Below are 18261 nucleotides of genomic sequence, written 5' to 3'. Positions count from 1 at the left end.
AAAAAGTCTGATTTTTCTTAAAAAACCACTTGCGCCCAAATCAGAACTGCCTATAATGCGCATCCACTGACACGGCAAAGCAGACAACGCAGCGTCGAAACACTTGGTAGCTAAGGCAATAAGATGGTCAGTCACTGAAAAGTGAAGCCTCAAAAAGTTTGCAAAAACTGCTTGACGCGAACAAGGGATTGCGTAGAATACGCAGCCCTAGCCACTCGGGAATCACCGGGATGTGCTAACGCTCTTTAACAATTTATCAAGTAATCTGTGTGGACACTCACAGGTATTGAGTTAATCGAAAACGATTTAAATCTCAATGCATGATTTACTAAATCTAGTTTCACTAGAGATAGTGAGTGTTCATAGCAATATGTACAAACATCCTTAGATTCTTCCGAGTCTAAGTGATGAATCAGAATTCATTGAGTCGCTTCCTTTTGAATAAAGAGTGGGGCAAAAAAACTTTTAATTGAAGAGTTTGATCATGGCTCAGATTGAACGCTGGCGGCAGGCCTAACACATGCAAGTCGAGCGGTAACAGGAAGTAGCTTGCTACTTTGCTGACGAGCGGCGGACGGGTGAGTAATGCCTAGGGAACTGCCCAGTCGAGGGGGATAACAGTTGGAAACGACTGCTAATACCGCATACGCCCTACGGGGGAAAAGAGGGGATCTTCGGACCTTCTGCGATTGGATGTACCTAGGTGGGATTAGCTAGTAGGTGAGGTAATGGCTCACCTAGGCGACGATCCCTAGCTGTTCTGAGAGGATGATCAGCCACACTGGGACTGAGACACGGCCCAGACTCCTACGGGAGGCAGCAGTGGGGAATATTGCACAATGGGCGCAAGCCTGATGCAGCCATGCCGCGTGTGTGAAGAAGGCCTTCGGGTTGTAAAGCACTTTCAGCGAGGAGGAAAGGTTAACGGTTAATACCCGTTAGCTGTGACGTTACTCGCAGAAGAAGCACCGGCTAACTTCGTGCCAGCAGCCGCGGTAATACGAGGGGTGCAAGCGTTAATCGGAATTACTGGGCGTAAAGCGTACGCAGGCGGTTGATTAAGCGAGATGTGAAAGCCCCGGGCTTAACCTGGGAACTGCATTTCGAACTGGTCAACTAGAGTCTTGTAGAGGGGGGTAGAATTTCAGGTGTAGCGGTGAAATGCGTAGAGATCTGAAGGAATACCGGTGGCGAAGGCGGCCCCCTGGACAAAGACTGACGCTCAGGTACGAAAGCGTGGGGAGCAAACAGGATTAGATACCCTGGTAGTCCACGCCGTAAACGATGTCTACTCGGAATTTGGTGTCTTGAACACTGGGTTCTCAAGCTAACGCATTAAGTAGACCGCCTGGGGAGTACGGCCGCAAGGTTAAAACTCAAATGAATTGACGGGGGCCCGCACAAGCGGTGGAGCATGTGGTTTAATTCGATGCAACGCGAAGAACCTTACCTACTCTTGACATCCAGAGAACTTTCCAGAGATGGATTGGTGCCTTCGGGAACTCTGAGACAGGTGCTGCATGGCTGTCGTCAGCTCGTGTTGTGAAATGTTGGGTTAAGTCCCGCAACGAGCGCAACCCTTATCCTTACTTGCCAGCGGGTAATGCCGGGAACTTTAGGGAGACTGCCGGTGATAAACCGGAGGAAGGTGGGGACGACGTCAAGTCATCATGGCCCTTACGAGTAGGGCTACACACGTGCTACAATGGTCGGTACAGAGGGTTGCGAAGCCGCGAGGTGGAGCTAATCTCACAAAGCCGGTCGTAGTCCGGATTGGAGTCTGCAACTCGACTCCATGAAGTCGGAATCGCTAGTAATCGTGGATCAGAATGCCACGGTGAATACGTTCCCGGGCCTTGTACACACCGCCCGTCACACCATGGGAGTGGGCTGCACCAGAAGTAGATAGCTTAACCTTCGGGAGGGCGTTTACCACGGTGTGGTTCATGACTGGGGTGAAGTCGTAACAAGGTAGCCCTAGGGGAACCTGGGGCTGGATCACCTCCTTACCTATACGATTGAATTGATATTTGTTGAGTGTTCACACAGATTACTTGATAGAAGATAGAGCAAAGATATACACGTCTATTTAGACGCTGTTAATTTGTTTCAGCGCTAGGCGTTTGAGTTGCGAACGAAAGAATGTAGATAACTACATGACTGAGTGAGTAATGAAAAACAACAACGCGATGGAGCAAAGAAACAAGTATAAATGGGTCTGTAGCTCAGCTGGTTAGAGCGCACCCCTGATAAGGGTGAGGTCGGTGGTTCAAGTCCACTCTGACCCACCAATTCTTCGTTGATACTGCGTTATGTATTTTGTCGTTTAGCAGGCTAAACGTCCTCAATACATGCCTTGTTTCAACTCGAATTGGCAATGGTATACTTTGTTCGCTGCATGTAATGGGGCTATAGCTCAGCTGGGAGAGCGCCTGCCTTGCACGCAGGAGGTCTGCGGTTCGATCCCGCATAGCTCCACCATTTGCTCTTGAAGAGAGCATGCAGTTATGGTTAGAGATGCCAAAGATAAATGCAGAATTTATCTTTGGCTTTTTTAAGCCCGCTCTTTAAAAATTTGGAAAGCTGATAGTGTTAATGTGAAAGGGATGGCGATTTATCGCTGTTTGTAGCATTAGCGCGAAAAATAATTGAGTTCTCAAAACACACTTTAATCAAGTGACTTGAGTATTCTTTTGGCGAAAGTAGAAACCGTTAGTTGCGATGCGACTCAGATGAAACTCATTTGGGTTGTATGGTTAAGTGACTAAGCGTATACGGTGGATGCCTTGGCAGTCAGAGGCGATGAAGGACGTAGTAACTTGCGAAAAGCGTTGGCGAGCTAGTAACAAGCATTTGAGCTAACGATGTCCGAATGGGGAAACCCGGCACCATAAGGTGTCATCATTAAGTGAATACATAGCTTAATGAGGCGAACGAGGGGAACTGAAACATCTAAGTACCCTTAGGAAAAGAAATCAACCGAGATTCCCCTAGTAGCGGCGAGCGAACGGGGATTAGCCCTTAAGCCTAGAGGGTGTTAGTGGAATGTGTTGGAAAGCACAGCGATACAGGGTGATAGCCCCGTACATGAAAACTAACTTTAGGTGAAAACGAGTAGGACGGGACACGTGATATCTTGTTCGAATATGGGGGGACCATCCTCCAAGGCTAAATACTCCTGACTGACCGATAGTGAACCAGTACCGTGAGGGAAAGGCGAAAAGAACCCCTGTGAGGGGAGTGAAATAGAACCTGAAACCGTATACGTACAAGCAGTGGGAGCGGTTCTTGAGACCGTGACTGCGTACCTTTTGTATAATGGGTCAGCGACTTACATTTTGTAGCGAGGTTAAGCGAATAGCGGAGCCGTAGGGAAACCGAGTGTTAACTGCGCGTTTAGTTGCAAGGTGTAGACCCGAAACCCGGTGATCTAGCCATGGGCAGGTTGAAGGTTGAGTAACATCAACTGGAGGACCGAACACACGTATGTTGAAAAATGCGGTGATGACTTGTGGCTGGGGGTGAAAGGCCAATCAAACCGGGAGATATCTGGTTCTCCTCGAAAGCTATTTAGGTAGCGCCTCGAGCGAATACCATTGGGGGTAGAGCACTGTTAAGGCTAGGGGGTCATCCCGACTTACCAACCCTTTGCAAACTCCGAATACCAATGAGTACTACTCGGGAGACACACGGCGGGTGCTAACGTCCGTCGTGAAAAGGGAAACAACCCAGACCATCAGCTAAGGTCCCAAAGTTATTGCTAAGTGGGAAACGATGTGGGAAGGCTTAGACAGCTAGGATGTTGGCTTAGAAGCAGCCATCATTTAAAGAAAGCGTAATAGCTCACTAGTCGAGTCGGCCTGCGCGGAAGATATAACGGGGCTAAGCAATACACCGAAGCTATGGGTACTAGCGCTTGCGCTAGTGCGGTAGAGGAGCGTTCTGTAAGCCGTTGAAGGTGAAGGGGTAACCCACGCTGGAGGTATCAGAAGTGCGAATGCTGACATGAGTAACGATAAAGGGGGTGAAAAACCTCCTCGCCGAAAGACCAAGGGTTCCTGTCCAACGTTAATCGGGGCAGGGTGAGTCGACCCCTAAGGCGAGGCCGAAAGGCGTAGTCGATGGGAAACGGGTTAATATTCCCGTACTTCTGCTAACTGCGATGGAGAGACGGAGAAGGCTAGGCTAGCGCGGCGTTGGTTGTCCGCGTTTAAGGCTGTAGGTAGGGTACTTAGGCAAATCCGGGTACCTAATACTGAGAGTTGATGACGAGTCACTACGGTGATGAAGTAGTTGATGCCATGCTTCCAGGAAAATCTTCTAAGCTTCAGGTTAGTAGGAATCGTACCCCAAACCGACACAGGTGGTCGGGTAGAGAATACCAAGGCGCTTGAGAGAACTCGGCTGAAGGAACTAGGCAAAATGGTACCGTAACTTCGGGAGAAGGTACGCTCCTGTTGGTGATGAGACTTGCTCTCTAAGCTGACGGGAGTCGCAGATACCAGGTGGCTGCAACTGTTTATCAAAAACACAGCACTGTGCAAACTCGCAAGAGGAAGTATACGGTGTGACGCCTGCCCGGTGCCGGAAGGTTAATTGATTGGGTTATCTTCGGAGAAGCTCATGATCGAAGCCCCGGTAAACGGCGGCCGTAACTATAACGGTCCTAAGGTAGCGAAATTCCTTGTCGGGTAAGTTCCGACCTGCACGAATGGCGTAATGATGGCCACGCTGTCTCCAGCCGAGACTCAGTGAAGTTGAAATTGCGGTGAAGATGCCGTATACCCGCGGCTAGACGGAAAGACCCCGTGAACCTTTACTATAGCTTGGCACTGAACATTGACCCTACATGTGTAGGATAGGTGGGAGACTTTGAAGCGGGAACGCCAGTTCTCGTGGAGTCATCCTTGAAATACCACCCTTGTAGTGTTGATGTTCTAACTCTGGCCCCTGAATCGGGGTTGAGGACAGTGCCTGGTGGGTAGTTTGACTGGGGCGGTCTCCTCCCAAAGAGTAACGGAGGAGCACGAAGGTTGGCTAAGTACGGTCGGACATCGTACGGTTAGTGCAATGGCATAAGCCAGCTTAACTGCGAGACATACACGTCGAGCAGGTGCGAAAGCAGGTCATAGTGATCCGGTGGTTCTGAATGGAAGGGCCATCGCTCAACGGATAAAAGGTACTCCGGGGATAACAGGCTGATACCGCCCAAGAGTTCATATCGACGGCGGTGTTTGGCACCTCGATGTCGGCTCATCACATCCTGGGGCTGAAGTCGGTCCCAAGGGTATGGCTGTTCGCCATTTAAAGTGGTACGCGAGCTGGGTTCAGAACGTCGTGAGACAGTTCGGTCCCTATCTGCCGTGGGCGTTGGATGATTGAAGGGAGCTGCTCCTAGTACGAGAGGACCGGAGTGGACGAACCGCTGGTGTTCGGGTTGTCATGCCAATGGCATTGCCCGGTAGCTACGTTCGGAATCGATAACCGCTGAAAGCATCTAAGCGGGAAGCGAGCCCTAAGATGAGTCATCCCTAGACCTTTAAGGTCTCTAAAGAGCCGTCCGAGACTAGGACGTTGATAGGCAGGGTGTGTAAGCGTTGTGAGGCGTTGAGCTAACCTGTACTAATGACTCGTGAGGCTTAACCATACAACCCAAAAGGGTTTTACTGCAAAGTAAGTAATGGTTTACGAAAATCAAAAGAATACAAAAGTACTTGATTGAAGTCCGAACTCAAATTGACTCTTAAATAAAGAGTACAGCTTTCCGAATTTCCAAATTTGTCTGGAAACCATAGCATTGTGGTCCCACCTGATCCCATCCCGAACTCAGAAGTGAAACGCAATCGCGCCGATGGTAGTGTGGGGTCTCCCCATGTGAGAGTAGGTCATTTCCAGACATTAATTTCGCTTAACCTTTAAGGTATAAGCAAAATAACCAAGCGCATTTAGAGTAAGACGCATAGTTATTTAACAGTTTTGTGCTGATATGGCTCAGTCGGTAGAGCGCATCCTTGGTAAGGATGAGGTCCCCAGTTCGATTCTGGGTATCAGCACCACTAAATTTGTCTGGAAACCATAGCATTGTGGTCCCACCTGATCCCATCCCGAACTCAGAAGTGAAACGCAATCGCGCCGATGGTAGTGTGGGGTCTCCCCATGTGAGAGTAGGTCATTTCCAGGCGCCTAATATAGCAAAAAGCCCTAGCCTAAAACGCTAGGGCTTTTTGCTTTCTACACTCTGAGAAAAAACTTACCCCGATGTCGCCCCGCCGCCAGGCGTGGTGATAAACCGTATCCTGAGCTTATGACATTCGGTACATCCATGTGCCTTGTAATAGGCCGCGAAGCATAGCTTCTCCGTGTTCAAGTCAGGCTAAGTAATGCTTATTCAAAGAGCCTTACTTTCACCCCCCGCGTATTCGCTTCACGAACCGAGCAGGTTATTTTAAGGCGTCTAATAACGAGGAATCTCACTCGAACATGGGGGAGGTAAATCGTCCTCACGAGTGAGGTGCAATCCCATGCAGAAGTTGATAATGCATTCTGCAATGCCGACACTTCCGCCGTCCATGGCGCTCTTGCTTCTCAGCTTGCAGCCTAGCCTTCAGGGCCTTCAAGATCTAGTCAACTATCAAGATGAGTTCGGTAAGCAGATTTCTTACGCCTCATGTGATAGATCGATAAATGGATACTGCTAAATCGACATGTCCACAAATCATAGCGGAATAGGAGAGAAGAATTTGCGTCGATCAAATGCAATTTGGTGCAGAAGATGGAGGATTTGGAGAGCTTGGCTGAAGCTGTCCATGATAGGCGCTAAAGATCCAAAAAGTTCTTCATCTCTTTAGTTAAATTGACCGTAATAGCGTAATGTTTCATTGAGCAAAGTTGTTTGTACTGTTCTAGAGTTAATTTACATTCCTTACCGCTTTTGAACATTCATTGTGAAGCAATTCGTTAAATGCTCAGTGGATACCTATTTCCTCATTTAACGGCATGCCTAGTATCAGAACTCCTCCTAAGGCAAGCCTATCTCTATCTCTATTTCTATCTCTACCTCTTAGTTGCCTTAATTTTTACCGGAGAAGCGATGGGTAGATGTTTATTCCGGCCGTTAAGGCGATAGTTATTTCCTTTTGTTTATAGAAAGTGAATAGGTTTGTCAGCGCTCAAGACTCTTTTATTAGCAAGTTTGCTGTGTTTGAAGATAAGCAATGAACAGCTTGTGTCATTGCTTCAATTATCGATTTTGTGGATAACGTTGTGCGTAATTGGTGCAAAGAGTGTGCTTATGTCAGGTATAAAAAATAAGTTCATTTTTATTGAAAAAAGCCCTTGCGCAAAAGATTTGGCTCCCTATAATGCGCTCCCACTGACACGGCAAACGGCGCTACTTACCAAGTGAGTAAGCAACCAAGGTCGAGTCAAGGGGATAAGCGGTTCGAGTTTTTAAGTCGGTAGTTACAACGCGAAAGCACAGTAATTAACCACTTAAAAATCTTTTGAAAAAATCGCTTGACGCCGACAGGGAGAAGCGTAGAATACGCAGCCCTAGCCCGCTGGAGTCCAGTATGAGGCAAACGTTCTTTAACAAGATAAAACAAGAAATCTGTGTGGACACTCACAGGTATTGAGTTAATCGAAAACGATTTAAATCTCAATGCATGATTTACTAAATCTAGTTTCACTAGAGATAGTGAGTGTTCATAGCAATATGTACAAACATCCTTAGATTCTTCCGAGTCTAAGTGATGAATCAGAATTCATTGAGTCGCTTCCTTTTGAATAAAGAGTGGGGCAAAAAAACTTTTAATTGAAGAGTTTGATCATGGCTCAGATTGAACGCTGGCGGCAGGCCTAACACATGCAAGTCGAGCGGTAACAGGAAGTAGCTTGCTACTTTGCTGACGAGCGGCGGACGGGTGAGTAATGCCTAGGGAACTGCCCAGTCGAGGGGGATAACAGTTGGAAACGACTGCTAATACCGCATACGCCCTACGGGGGAAAAGAGGGGCTCTTCGGACCTTCTGCGATTGGATGTACCTAGGTGGGATTAGCTAGTAGGTGAGGTAATGGCTCACCTAGGCGACGATCCCTAGCTGTTCTGAGAGGATGATCAGCCACACTGGGACTGAGACACGGCCCAGACTCCTACGGGAGGCAGCAGTGGGGAATATTGCACAATGGGCGCAAGCCTGATGCAGCCATGCCGCGTGTGTGAAGAAGGCCTTCGGGTTGTAAAGCACTTTCAGCGAGGAGGAAAGGTTAACGGTTAATACCCGTTAGCTGTGACGTTACTCGCAGAAGAAGCACCGGCTAACTTCGTGCCAGCAGCCGCGGTAATACGAGGGGTGCAAGCGTTAATCGGAATTACTGGGCGTAAAGCGTACGCAGGCGGTTGATTAAGCGAGATGTGAAAGCCCCGGGCTTAACCTGGGAACTGCATTTCGAACTGGTCAACTAGAGTCTTGTAGAGGGGGGTAGAATTTCAGGTGTAGCGGTGAAATGCGTAGAGATCTGAAGGAATACCGGTGGCGAAGGCGGCCCCCTGGACAAAGACTGACGCTCAGGTACGAAAGCGTGGGGAGCAAACAGGATTAGATACCCTGGTAGTCCACGCCGTAAACGATGTCTACTCGGAATTTGGTGTCTTGAACACTGGGTTCTCAAGCTAACGCATTAAGTAGACCGCCTGGGGAGTACGGCCGCAAGGTTAAAACTCAAATGAATTGACGGGGGCCCGCACAAGCGGTGGAGCATGTGGTTTAATTCGATGCAACGCGAAGAACCTTACCTACTCTTGACATCCAGAGAACTTTCCAGAGATGGATTGGTGCCTTCGGGAACTCTGAGACAGGTGCTGCATGGCTGTCGTCAGCTCGTGTTGTGAAATGTTGGGTTAAGTCCCGCAACGAGCGCAACCCTTATCCTTACTTGCCAGCGGGTAATGCCGGGAACTTTAGGGAGACTGCCGGTGATAAACCGGAGGAAGGTGGGGACGACGTCAAGTCATCATGGCCCTTACGAGTAGGGCTACACACGTGCTACAATGGTCGGTACAGAGGGTTGCGAAGCCGCGAGGTGGAGCTAATCTCACAAAGCCGGTCGTAGTCCGGATTGGAGTCTGCAACTCGACTCCATGAAGTCGGAATCGCTAGTAATCGTGGATCAGAATGCCACGGTGAATACGTTCCCGGGCCTTGTACACACCGCCCGTCACACCATGGGAGTGGGCTGCACCAGAAGTAGATAGCTTAACCTTCGGGAGGGCGTTTACCACGGTGTGGTTCATGACTGGGGTGAAGTCGTAACAAGGTAGCCCTAGGGGAACCTGGGGCTGGATCACCTCCTTACCTATACGATTGAATTGATATTTGTTGAGTGTTCACACAGATAACTTGTTCTTGTTAGAGCGAGTGGCACGTCCGAGCGACGATGCTTGTTCTTTAAAAATTTGGAAAGCTGATAGTGTTAATGTGAAAGGGATGGCGATTTATCGCTGTTTGTAGCATTAGCGCGAAAAATAATTGAGTTCTCAAAACACACTTTAATCAAGTGACTTGAGTATTCTTTTGGCGAAAGTAGAAACCGTTAGTTGCGATGCGACTCAGATGAAACTCATTTGGGTTGTATGGTTAAGTGACTAAGCGTATACGGTGGATGCCTTGGCAGTCAGAGGCGATGAAGGACGTAGTAACTTGCGAAAAGCGTTGGCGAGCTAGTAACAAGCATTTGAGCTAACGATGTCCGAATGGGGAAACCCGGCACCATAAGGTGTCATCATTAAGTGAATACATAGCTTAATGAGGCGAACGAGGGGAACTGAAACATCTAAGTACCCTTAGGAAAAGAAATCAACCGAGATTCCCCTAGTAGCGGCGAGCGAACGGGGATTAGCCCTTAAGCCTAGAGGGTGTTAGTGGAATGTGTTGGAAAGCACAGCGATACAGGGTGATAGCCCCGTACATGAAAACTAACTTTAGGTGAAAACGAGTAGGACGGGACACGTGATATCTTGTTCGAATATGGGGGGACCATCCTCCAAGGCTAAATACTCCTGACTGACCGATAGTGAACCAGTACCGTGAGGGAAAGGCGAAAAGAACCCCTGTGAGGGGAGTGAAATAGAACCTGAAACCGTATACGTACAAGCAGTGGGAGCGGTTCTTGAGACCGTGACTGCGTACCTTTTGTATAATGGGTCAGCGACTTACATTTTGTAGCGAGGTTAAGCGAATAGCGGAGCCGTAGGGAAACCGAGTGTTAACTGCGCGTTTAGTTGCAAGGTGTAGACCCGAAACCCGGTGATCTAGCCATGGGCAGGTTGAAGGTTGAGTAACATCAACTGGAGGACCGAACACACGTATGTTGAAAAATGCGGTGATGACTTGTGGCTGGGGGTGAAAGGCCAATCAAACCGGGAGATATCTGGTTCTCCTCGAAAGCTATTTAGGTAGCGCCTCGAGCGAATACCATTGGGGGTAGAGCACTGTTAAGGCTAGGGGGTCATCCCGACTTACCAACCCTTTGCAAACTCCGAATACCAATGAGTACTACTCGGGAGACACACGGCGGGTGCTAACGTCCGTCGTGAAAAGGGAAACAACCCAGACCATCAGCTAAGGTCCCAAAGTTATTGCTAAGTGGGAAACGATGTGGGAAGGCTTAGACAGCTAGGATGTTGGCTTAGAAGCAGCCATCATTTAAAGAAAGCGTAATAGCTCACTAGTCGAGTCGGCCTGCGCGGAAGATATAACGGGGCTAAGCAATACACCGAAGCTATGGGTACTAGCGCTTGCGCTAGTGCGGTAGAGGAGCGTTCTGTAAGCCGTTGAAGGTGAAGGGGTAACCCACGCTGGAGGTATCAGAAGTGCGAATGCTGACATGAGTAACGATAAAGGGGGTGAAAAACCTCCTCGCCGAAAGACCAAGGGTTCCTGTCCAACGTTAATCGGGGCAGGGTGAGTCGACCCCTAAGGCGAGGCCGAAAGGCGTAGTCGATGGGAAACGGGTTAATATTCCCGTACTTCTGCTAACTGCGATGGAGAGACGGAGAAGGCTAGGCTAGCGCGGCGTTGGTTGTCCGCGTTTAAGGCTGTAGGTAGGGTACTTAGGCAAATCCGGGTACCTAATACTGAGAGTTGATGACGAGTCACTACGGTGATGAAGTAGTTGATGCCATGCTTCCAGGAAAATCTTCTAAGCTTCAGGTTAGTAGGAATCGTACCCCAAACCGACACAGGTGGTCGGGTAGAGAATACCAAGGCGCTTGAGAGAACTCGGCTGAAGGAACTAGGCAAAATGGTACCGTAACTTCGGGAGAAGGTACGCTCCTGTTGGTGATGAGACTTGCTCTCTAAGCTGACGGGAGTCGCAGATACCAGGTGGCTGCAACTGTTTATCAAAAACACAGCACTGTGCAAACTCGCAAGAGGAAGTATACGGTGTGACGCCTGCCCGGTGCCGGAAGGTTAATTGATTGGGTTATCTTCGGAGAAGCTCATGATCGAAGCCCCGGTAAACGGCGGCCGTAACTATAACGGTCCTAAGGTAGCGAAATTCCTTGTCGGGTAAGTTCCGACCTGCACGAATGGCGTAATGATGGCCACGCTGTCTCCAGCCGAGACTCAGTGAAGTTGAAATTGCGGTGAAGATGCCGTATACCCGCGGCTAGACGGAAAGACCCCGTGAACCTTTACTATAGCTTGGCACTGAACATTGACCCTACATGTGTAGGATAGGTGGGAGACTTTGAAGCGGGAACGCCAGTTCTCGTGGAGTCATCCTTGAAATACCACCCTTGTAGTGTTGATGTTCTAACTCTGGCCCCTGAATCGGGGTTGAGGACAGTGCCTGGTGGGTAGTTTGACTGGGGCGGTCTCCTCCCAAAGAGTAACGGAGGAGCACGAAGGTTGGCTAAGTACGGTCGGACATCGTACGGTTAGTGCAATGGCATAAGCCAGCTTAACTGCGAGACATACACGTCGAGCAGGTGCGAAAGCAGGTCATAGTGATCCGGTGGTTCTGAATGGAAGGGCCATCGCTCAACGGATAAAAGGTACTCCGGGGATAACAGGCTGATACCGCCCAAGAGTTCATATCGACGGCGGTGTTTGGCACCTCGATGTCGGCTCATCACATCCTGGGGCTGAAGTCGGTCCCAAGGGTATGGCTGTTCGCCATTTAAAGTGGTACGCGAGCTGGGTTCAGAACGTCGTGAGACAGTTCGGTCCCTATCTGCCGTGGGCGTTGGATGATTGAAGGGAGCTGCTCCTAGTACGAGAGGACCGGAGTGGACGAACCGCTGGTGTTCGGGTTGTCATGCCAATGGCATTGCCCGGTAGCTACGTTCGGAATCGATAACCGCTGAAAGCATCTAAGCGGGAAGCGAGCCCTAAGATGAGTCATCCCTAGACCTTTAAGGTCTCTAAAGAGCCGTCCGAGACTAGGACGTTGATAGGCAGGGTGTGTAAGCGTTGTGAGGCGTTGAGCTAACCTGTACTAATGACTCGTGAGGCTTAACCATACAACCCAAAAGGGTTTTACTGCAAAGTAAGTAATGGTTTACGAAAATCAAAAGAATACAAAAGTACTTGATTGAAGTCCGAACTCAAATTGACTCTTAAATAAAGAGTACAGCTTTCCGAATTTCCAAATTTGTCTGGAAACCATAGCATTGTGGTCCCACCTGATCCCATCCCGAACTCAGAAGTGAAACGCAATCGCGCCGATGGTAGTGTGGGGTCTCCCCATGTGAGAGTAGGTCATTTCCAGGCGCCTATTTATTCTCGAAAGAGAGTCGATAAATCCCCAGCACCTAGTGTTGGGGATTTTTTCGTTTAACAGCCTTTGAAATATCAACTCGAACATGGGGAATATAAAGAGCCCGAACGTAGTGAGGTGCATTTCCATGTGATTGGTCGATAATTGCATCCTGCATTATCGACACTTCCACCGTCCGTGGTGGTCGTATGGTGAAGCTCTTGCGTTTATCAAACTAAGTTTGATGCAAGGGCTGAACGCGGAGAGCTTCGATAACTGCTCCTGCGTTATTCTAATTGCCGCCATCCATGGCGGCATGCTCGAAGCTGGCCATGACAGGCGCCTACATAAGTGAAGAAGCCATCTGAATAAGGTGGCTTCTTCACTTATGTAGGCATGAATGCCTACTCTCGACGTCGCCCCACCGCTGAGCTTGGCCATAAACTGCATCCTGCGTTTATGGCATTCGGCACATCCATGTGCCTTGCCCCCCCGGCTCGCAGCCTAGCAGCTTCGCGCTACAAAGCCCTTAGATGCTACGCATCTATAGCAGGGCTTCTCCGCCCCCATGTGAGATGAGTCGTTAATAACCACCTGATATTTGATTTGAATATGACTATGACTATGACAGGTGCCTAATATTACCGCTGAGCTTGCCCATAAACTGCATACTGCGTTTATGCCATTCGACACATTCATGTGCCTTGCCCCCCGCTCGCAGCCTAGATGCTTCGCACTCCAGTCATCCATCATGCTTAGCTTGATACGCGGATGCCTCACGCCCCCATGTGAGAGATCTTAATTTTCTTTATTAAACACGGTGGAGTTTCTAGTTTGAAGCCTATAGGTATTGCTTGATAAGGGGCTGAATTTGCTCTCAAGTAAAAGACGGCGAATGATAAATCTGACTAAGTCTGTATATTTCGCATTCGTGACGGGTAACAAGACGGAGTCTGGGATGAAGCTAGCAACTGAGATTCTATTTGGCCCGATGCGTGGTTTTTCAATACCATTATGACACTAGCTAATGAGGTTTAATGGTGTCTGGCTGATGATTGTTTGGTGAGTGATGGAGATTTCAATTAAAGCCATTGTATAAGTCATTTATCTCATATCGATCGTAATTATTCGAGAAGCTCCTTCTTCGGGGAGTGATGTGTTGATAGAGATTGTGATTTGTTAGGAAGAGAGGGTAAAAGCCCGAGCTGATTTTCGGGCTTTGCAATTCGTTGCTATAAAGAGAGTAGCTTTTCTATGATGGGTGTATTGGCTTCTGGAAAGTCATAGTCTTTGAGCTCGTCGAGTCTAGCCCATTTTACCTCTTGGCCTTCAAGCCCTTGAGCTTCACCAGAAAAGGATTTTACTGTGTGGATGTCAAGATATACCTGTTTATCCGGATAATCGTGGGAAATTGCCATTAAGGGGCTTGTGGAGGTAACTTTTATTGCAACCTCCTCCCTTAACTCTCTAATCAGCGCTTCGGAGGTTGTTTCACCGGATTCGACCTTACCACCAGGAAATTCCCACTTCCCACCTTGGTGTAGATGATCTGGACGTTTGGCAAGTAAGATCTGCTCCTGGTCATCGAATACTATACCTACCGCGACGTGCACACGTTTCATTTAGTGATCCTTAAAAAAGTCTGCTTCTTCATAGCCTAGTGAATCTAGGGCTTCGGGATCAAACTCGGGCTTTACTGGGATGGCGTGCTTTTCTGATGCCCAGTCGCCAAGGTCGATCAGCTTACATCTTTCACTGCAGAAGGGTTTAAATTGAGATTCTTTTGACCAAAGCACCTCTTTCTGGCAGGTAGGGCACTTAACTGTGGTTGGCATAATCATTCCCATTGGCCGATTTGTAACAGTCGGCTATGGTAAACCACTTTAGGTGCAGGTTGCCAACATAAAGTCTATCGATCTGTCTGAGTGTTTTTGTTGGTCAAATAAGACGAAATGTATGGCGTAGCGGTTACGGTTGCCACTGATGGTGGGATAGCATCCTTGAGCGGGATCTATCTTCACTCGGATAAGTGAGAGGGCTTGAGTGCTCGATCCTTGATAAAAGCCAGCGGTGGCTGTTGCAGGGTTATAAACGGTTGTTTTACGGGTGAGCTCTAGCAGTAACTTAATTGGCGTCAACAGGCATTCGAAATGTTCTGTCCAGTTCTTGTACTCTTGCTGGCGTACTTCCCAGGGTTTGGCTAACCAGTAATGTAGCTGGGGGAGATCGAAGTTACAGCAGGCTCCTGGCATGCCAAATCGCTGGCGTAAGGCTGAGAGAAATCTGTCTTGCTTTAGTTTTTGACCGGGTCGTTCGCAGCGGATGAGCTTAATTCTCGCCTCTTGCATCTGATCGATATAGCCTTCTACCTGCTGTTCATCGATGTGGGGCAAGTGCTGCCATTTTTTTAGGTTTATTAGCTGCTTATCGATGTCTTTTATAATTTCACTGCGATAGTCACAACGTTCGGTGAGTTCACAAAGAGAAAATAACGGGTAAAAACAGCGGTGTTGATGGTCTTGATCTAAATTACTTCGCACCTGATTAGCGAGGTACTCTAGCCTAAGGTAGCTTCGAGTCTTCTCGTTTAGCGGTTGTTCATAGATCAATTCATTCATGACGATTATTAAGTCTGAGCGGCTAATTTTATGTATTTATTATGTAATGCAGTGACTTTTTCTTTTAATGCCGAAATATCACCTTGATTATCGATAACATCATCGGCTTTAGATAGTTTTTCGTCTCTGCTTGCCTGGCTAGCTATTATATTTTTTACTTGCTGCGCATCGACAGCATCCCTTTCAGTGGTTCGCTTTATTTGTAACTCTGGCGAAATATCAACCACTAAAGTGCAATTGACTAACCTATCTAAACCGTTCTCAAATAGCAAGGGGACAACTAAAATTGCGTAGGCTGAAGTCGCATTTTGCAATTGTGTTAACATTTCCGTCCGAATTAACGGGTGGAGGAGGTTATTCAACCACTCTCTTGCGGATGGGTCGTTAAAAATTTTTTCTCTTAAAGCGGTGCGATTGAGCTCACCATCTTCGAGGAGGACGCTTGGACCAAAATGGTGAGCAATTTCGGTTAGCCCTATACTTCCCTTTGTGACAACCTCTCTGCTGACAACATCTGCGTCAACAAGATCGATACCCATTTCACCAAACAAGTTGGCGACAGTCGTCTTGCCGCTTCCTATTCCGCCGGTGAGGCCTACAACAAATTTCGACATGATTTTTTCTTAGCTAACGCCTATAAGGTAGATAGGTACCAGTTTACGATTTTCTCACCCCAAATCATGGCTATCCAACCTGCTAAGGCGATATAAGGGCCAAATGGTATGGGGTTGCCAGAATTGATTTTCTTATTGACGATGAGCAGCAAGCCAACTAGTGCGCCGACAATGGAGGATAACAGGATGATGAGGGGCAGTAATTGCCAGCCAAACCAGGCACCGAATACGGCTAATAGCTTAAAGTCGCCATAACCCATACCTTCCTTGCCGGTTAATATTTTGAATCCCCAGAACACGCTCCAAAGGCTCATATAGCCTGCAGAAGCGCCAATGACCGCATCTGTAATCGAGACAAAGGTGCCATTTAGATTTATAAGTAGGCCAATCCATAAGAGTGGCAAAGTGATCTGATCCGGCAGCAGCATCTCATCGAGATCTATTCCTGTTAAGGCTACTAGACCAAAGGTCAGAATGGTGGCAAAGACAAATTGCCAAGTTGGGCCAAAATGGTAGGCCAGATAGGCAACCGCTAATCCAGTTAAGGCTTCAATGACTGGGTATCTTGCTGAGATACGTGCTTTACAATGAGCGCATTTCCCACCAAGCATCAACCAGCCTAATACTGGTAGATTATGCCAAGGCTTTATGCTTGTTTTACATTTTGGGCAGGCAGAGCCAGGTACCACAAGATTGTATTTTTCTGGATAGTCATCGATCGGCTGAGCTAATTTATCTTTAATATCCGCAACGGTTGCGTTGTGGTATTCATCGAGATATTGGTTACATTCTAGCTGCCACTCTCTTTTCATCATCACGGGAAGGCGATGAATCACCACATTTAAAAAACTGCCAATTGTAGAGGCGAAGACAAAGGAAATTGCGGCAAACAGCAAAGGGTACTGAGCCATTAATTGGAGAGATTCTGTCATTTTAGTGTTGGCTGTAATAAAGTAATAGTCTTCTGGACTAGTTTTAAAATTAAATTATTAACCAACTACTTTACCTAGTTGGAAAATAGGAAGATACATACCTACAATTAAGCCTCCGACGAGTGTACCAATAACGACCATCATGATAGGCTCAATGAGGCTAGATAGGCCGTCAACGGCATCATCAACCTGCATTTCATAAATATTAGCGACTTTGTTGAGCATCTCGTCGAGTCCGCCGGATTCTTCACCAATCATGACCATCTGGATGAGCATATCGGGAAAAAGCTCCGTAGTACGCATTGCAACATTCATCTGCATACCTGACATAACCTCAGTTCTAACTTTATGAAGCGCACTACGATAAACATAATTGCCAGATGCCCCGGCAGCTGATTCCAGTCCATCAATAAGAGGTACACCAGCTGCAAAGGTGGTTGCAAGGGTGCGAGCAAATCTTGCCATAGCCGCTTTATGGAGGATGGGGCCAATAGCTGGGATCTTTAAAACAAACTCGTCGACTCGATCACGAAAGTGTTGAGACGTAAGATGTGCTCTTCTAAACATGAAGACGAAAATGATTAATCCAATTACGAAGAAATACCAAGAGGATTGTAACCATCTTGATATGCCGACAATCATCTGAGTAAAGGCGGGGAGCTCTGCTCCAAAACCTTTAAAGATCTCTTCAAATTGAGGAACAACCATGAGCAATAATAATGCTGTTACACCTATAGCGACTACTACCACTGCTGCAGGGTAAAACATGGCTTTTTTAATTTTTGATTTTAGGGCTTCTGCTTTTTCTCGGTAGGTGGCAATACGATCGAATACAGCATCTAATGAGCCAGAGTGTTCGCCAGCAGCGACAAGGTCAACGTATAGATCATCGAAATATTGTCTATGAGGTCTTAAAGAGTCTGAGAGTGGAATTCCTGACTGTACATCGTTAACGATAGCACCTAACAACTCACGCATTTTGGGTTTTTCATGACTTCTTCCAAGCATTTCGAGTGTTGTTACAATTGGCACGCCAGCAGCTAGCATGGTTGCAATTTGACGAGTGATCATAGCGATATCCATCGCTCTGATTTTAGGGTCATTTTTGAATAGAGGGTCAGCTTTCTTTTTGACTACCTTGGGATTCACTCCTTGGGATTTTAGCTGAGCTTTAATTTCAGCAGATGAAATGCCTCTTAATTCACCGGAAGTTTTCTTTCCATCACGGTTTGTACCTTTCCATTCGAAGGTGACAACTTTGGGTTGCGCTTTGGCTGTCTTTTCCTTTTTGCTTTTTGCTTTTGCGAGTGATGCGCTAGCCATGGAAAGTCCTCA

Annotated in this window: 6 protein-coding genes, 3 tRNA genes and 7 rRNA genes; 10 read left to right on the top strand and 6 right to left on the bottom strand. The window is 47.7% G+C overall.

Annotation, left to right across the window (positions count from 1 at the left end; all coding sequences use genetic code 11):
* Nucleotides 1–466: 466 nt before the first annotated feature.
* From K0H81_RS17965 to rrf (K0H81_RS17920), 10 genes are all read left to right on the top strand, one after another.
* Nucleotides 467–2009, top strand: a 16S ribosomal RNA gene (locus K0H81_RS17965).
* Between the two features lie 205 nt (nucleotides 2010–2214).
* A tRNA-Ile gene (locus K0H81_RS17960) sits at nucleotides 2215–2291 on the top strand.
* 114 nt (nucleotides 2292–2405) lie between these two features.
* Nucleotides 2406–2481: transfer RNA gene (locus tag K0H81_RS17955), tRNA-Ala, on the top strand.
* Between the two features lie 273 nt (nucleotides 2482–2754).
* Nucleotides 2755–5647, top strand: a 23S ribosomal RNA gene (locus K0H81_RS17950).
* A gap of 134 nt (nucleotides 5648–5781) precedes the next feature.
* A 5S ribosomal RNA gene (rrf, locus tag K0H81_RS17945) occupies nucleotides 5782–5897 on the top strand.
* Nucleotides 5898–5980: 83 nt separating this feature from the next.
* A tRNA-Thr gene (locus K0H81_RS17940) sits at nucleotides 5981–6056 on the top strand.
* Nucleotides 6057–6065: 9 nt separating this feature from the next.
* A 5S ribosomal RNA gene (rrf, locus tag K0H81_RS17935) occupies nucleotides 6066–6181 on the top strand.
* Nucleotides 6182–7810: 1629 nt separating this feature from the next.
* Nucleotides 7811–9353: ribosomal RNA gene (locus K0H81_RS17930) — 16S ribosomal RNA — on the top strand.
* A 280-nt stretch (nucleotides 9354–9633) separates the two neighbouring features.
* Nucleotides 9634–12526: ribosomal RNA gene (locus tag K0H81_RS17925) — 23S ribosomal RNA — on the top strand.
* 134 nt (nucleotides 12527–12660) lie between these two features.
* A 5S ribosomal RNA gene (rrf, locus tag K0H81_RS17920) occupies nucleotides 12661–12776 on the top strand.
* The 16S, 23S and 5S rRNA genes sit together here with 3 tRNA genes alongside, the layout of an rRNA operon.
* 1218 nt (nucleotides 12777–13994) lie before the next feature.
* Here the strand turns inward: rrf (K0H81_RS17920) and mutT are convergent.
* Genes mutT through K0H81_RS17890 form a run of 6 tightly spaced genes read right to left on the bottom strand, consistent with a single transcriptional unit; the run spans nucleotide 13995 to nucleotide 18249 of the window.
* On the bottom strand, nucleotides 13995–14384 hold the full coding sequence (gene mutT / locus K0H81_RS17915) for an 8-oxo-dGTP diphosphatase MutT (RefSeq protein ID WP_220059212.1): 390 nt from the start codon (nucleotides 14382–14384) through the stop codon (nucleotides 13995–13997).
* Nucleotides 14385–14597 (bottom strand): DNA gyrase inhibitor YacG, encoded by a 213-nt coding sequence (gene yacG / locus K0H81_RS17910; protein ID WP_041407493.1) that lies wholly within the window; start codon nucleotides 14595–14597, stop codon nucleotides 14385–14387.
* A 48-nt stretch (nucleotides 14598–14645) separates the two neighbouring features.
* On the bottom strand, nucleotides 14646–15380 hold the full coding sequence (gene zapD / locus K0H81_RS17905; RefSeq protein WP_220059211.1) for a cell division protein ZapD: 735 nt from the start codon (nucleotides 15378–15380) through the stop codon (nucleotides 14646–14648).
* 8 nt (nucleotides 15381–15388) lie between these two features.
* Nucleotides 15389–15994 (bottom strand): dephospho-CoA kinase, encoded by a 606-nt coding sequence (coaE, locus tag K0H81_RS17900; protein WP_220059210.1) that lies wholly within the window; start codon nucleotides 15992–15994, stop codon nucleotides 15389–15391.
* Between the two features lie 20 nt (nucleotides 15995–16014).
* Nucleotides 16015–16926, bottom strand: coding sequence for a prepilin peptidase (locus K0H81_RS17895; RefSeq protein WP_220059209.1), 912 nt, complete (start codon nucleotides 16924–16926; stop codon nucleotides 16015–16017).
* A gap of 57 nt (nucleotides 16927–16983) precedes the next feature.
* Nucleotides 16984–18249 (bottom strand): type II secretion system F family protein, encoded by a 1266-nt coding sequence (locus K0H81_RS17890; protein ID WP_220059208.1) that lies wholly within the window; start codon nucleotides 18247–18249, stop codon nucleotides 16984–16986.
* Nucleotides 18250–18261 lie beyond the last annotated feature (12 nt).

The organism is Shewanella halotolerans (assembly GCF_019457535.1).
GTDB classification, from domain to species: Bacteria; Pseudomonadota; Gammaproteobacteria; order Enterobacterales; family Shewanellaceae; genus Shewanella; species Shewanella halotolerans.
Note: the sequence above shows the minus strand (reverse complement) of the source record. Positions and strands in the feature narration are given on the sequence as shown.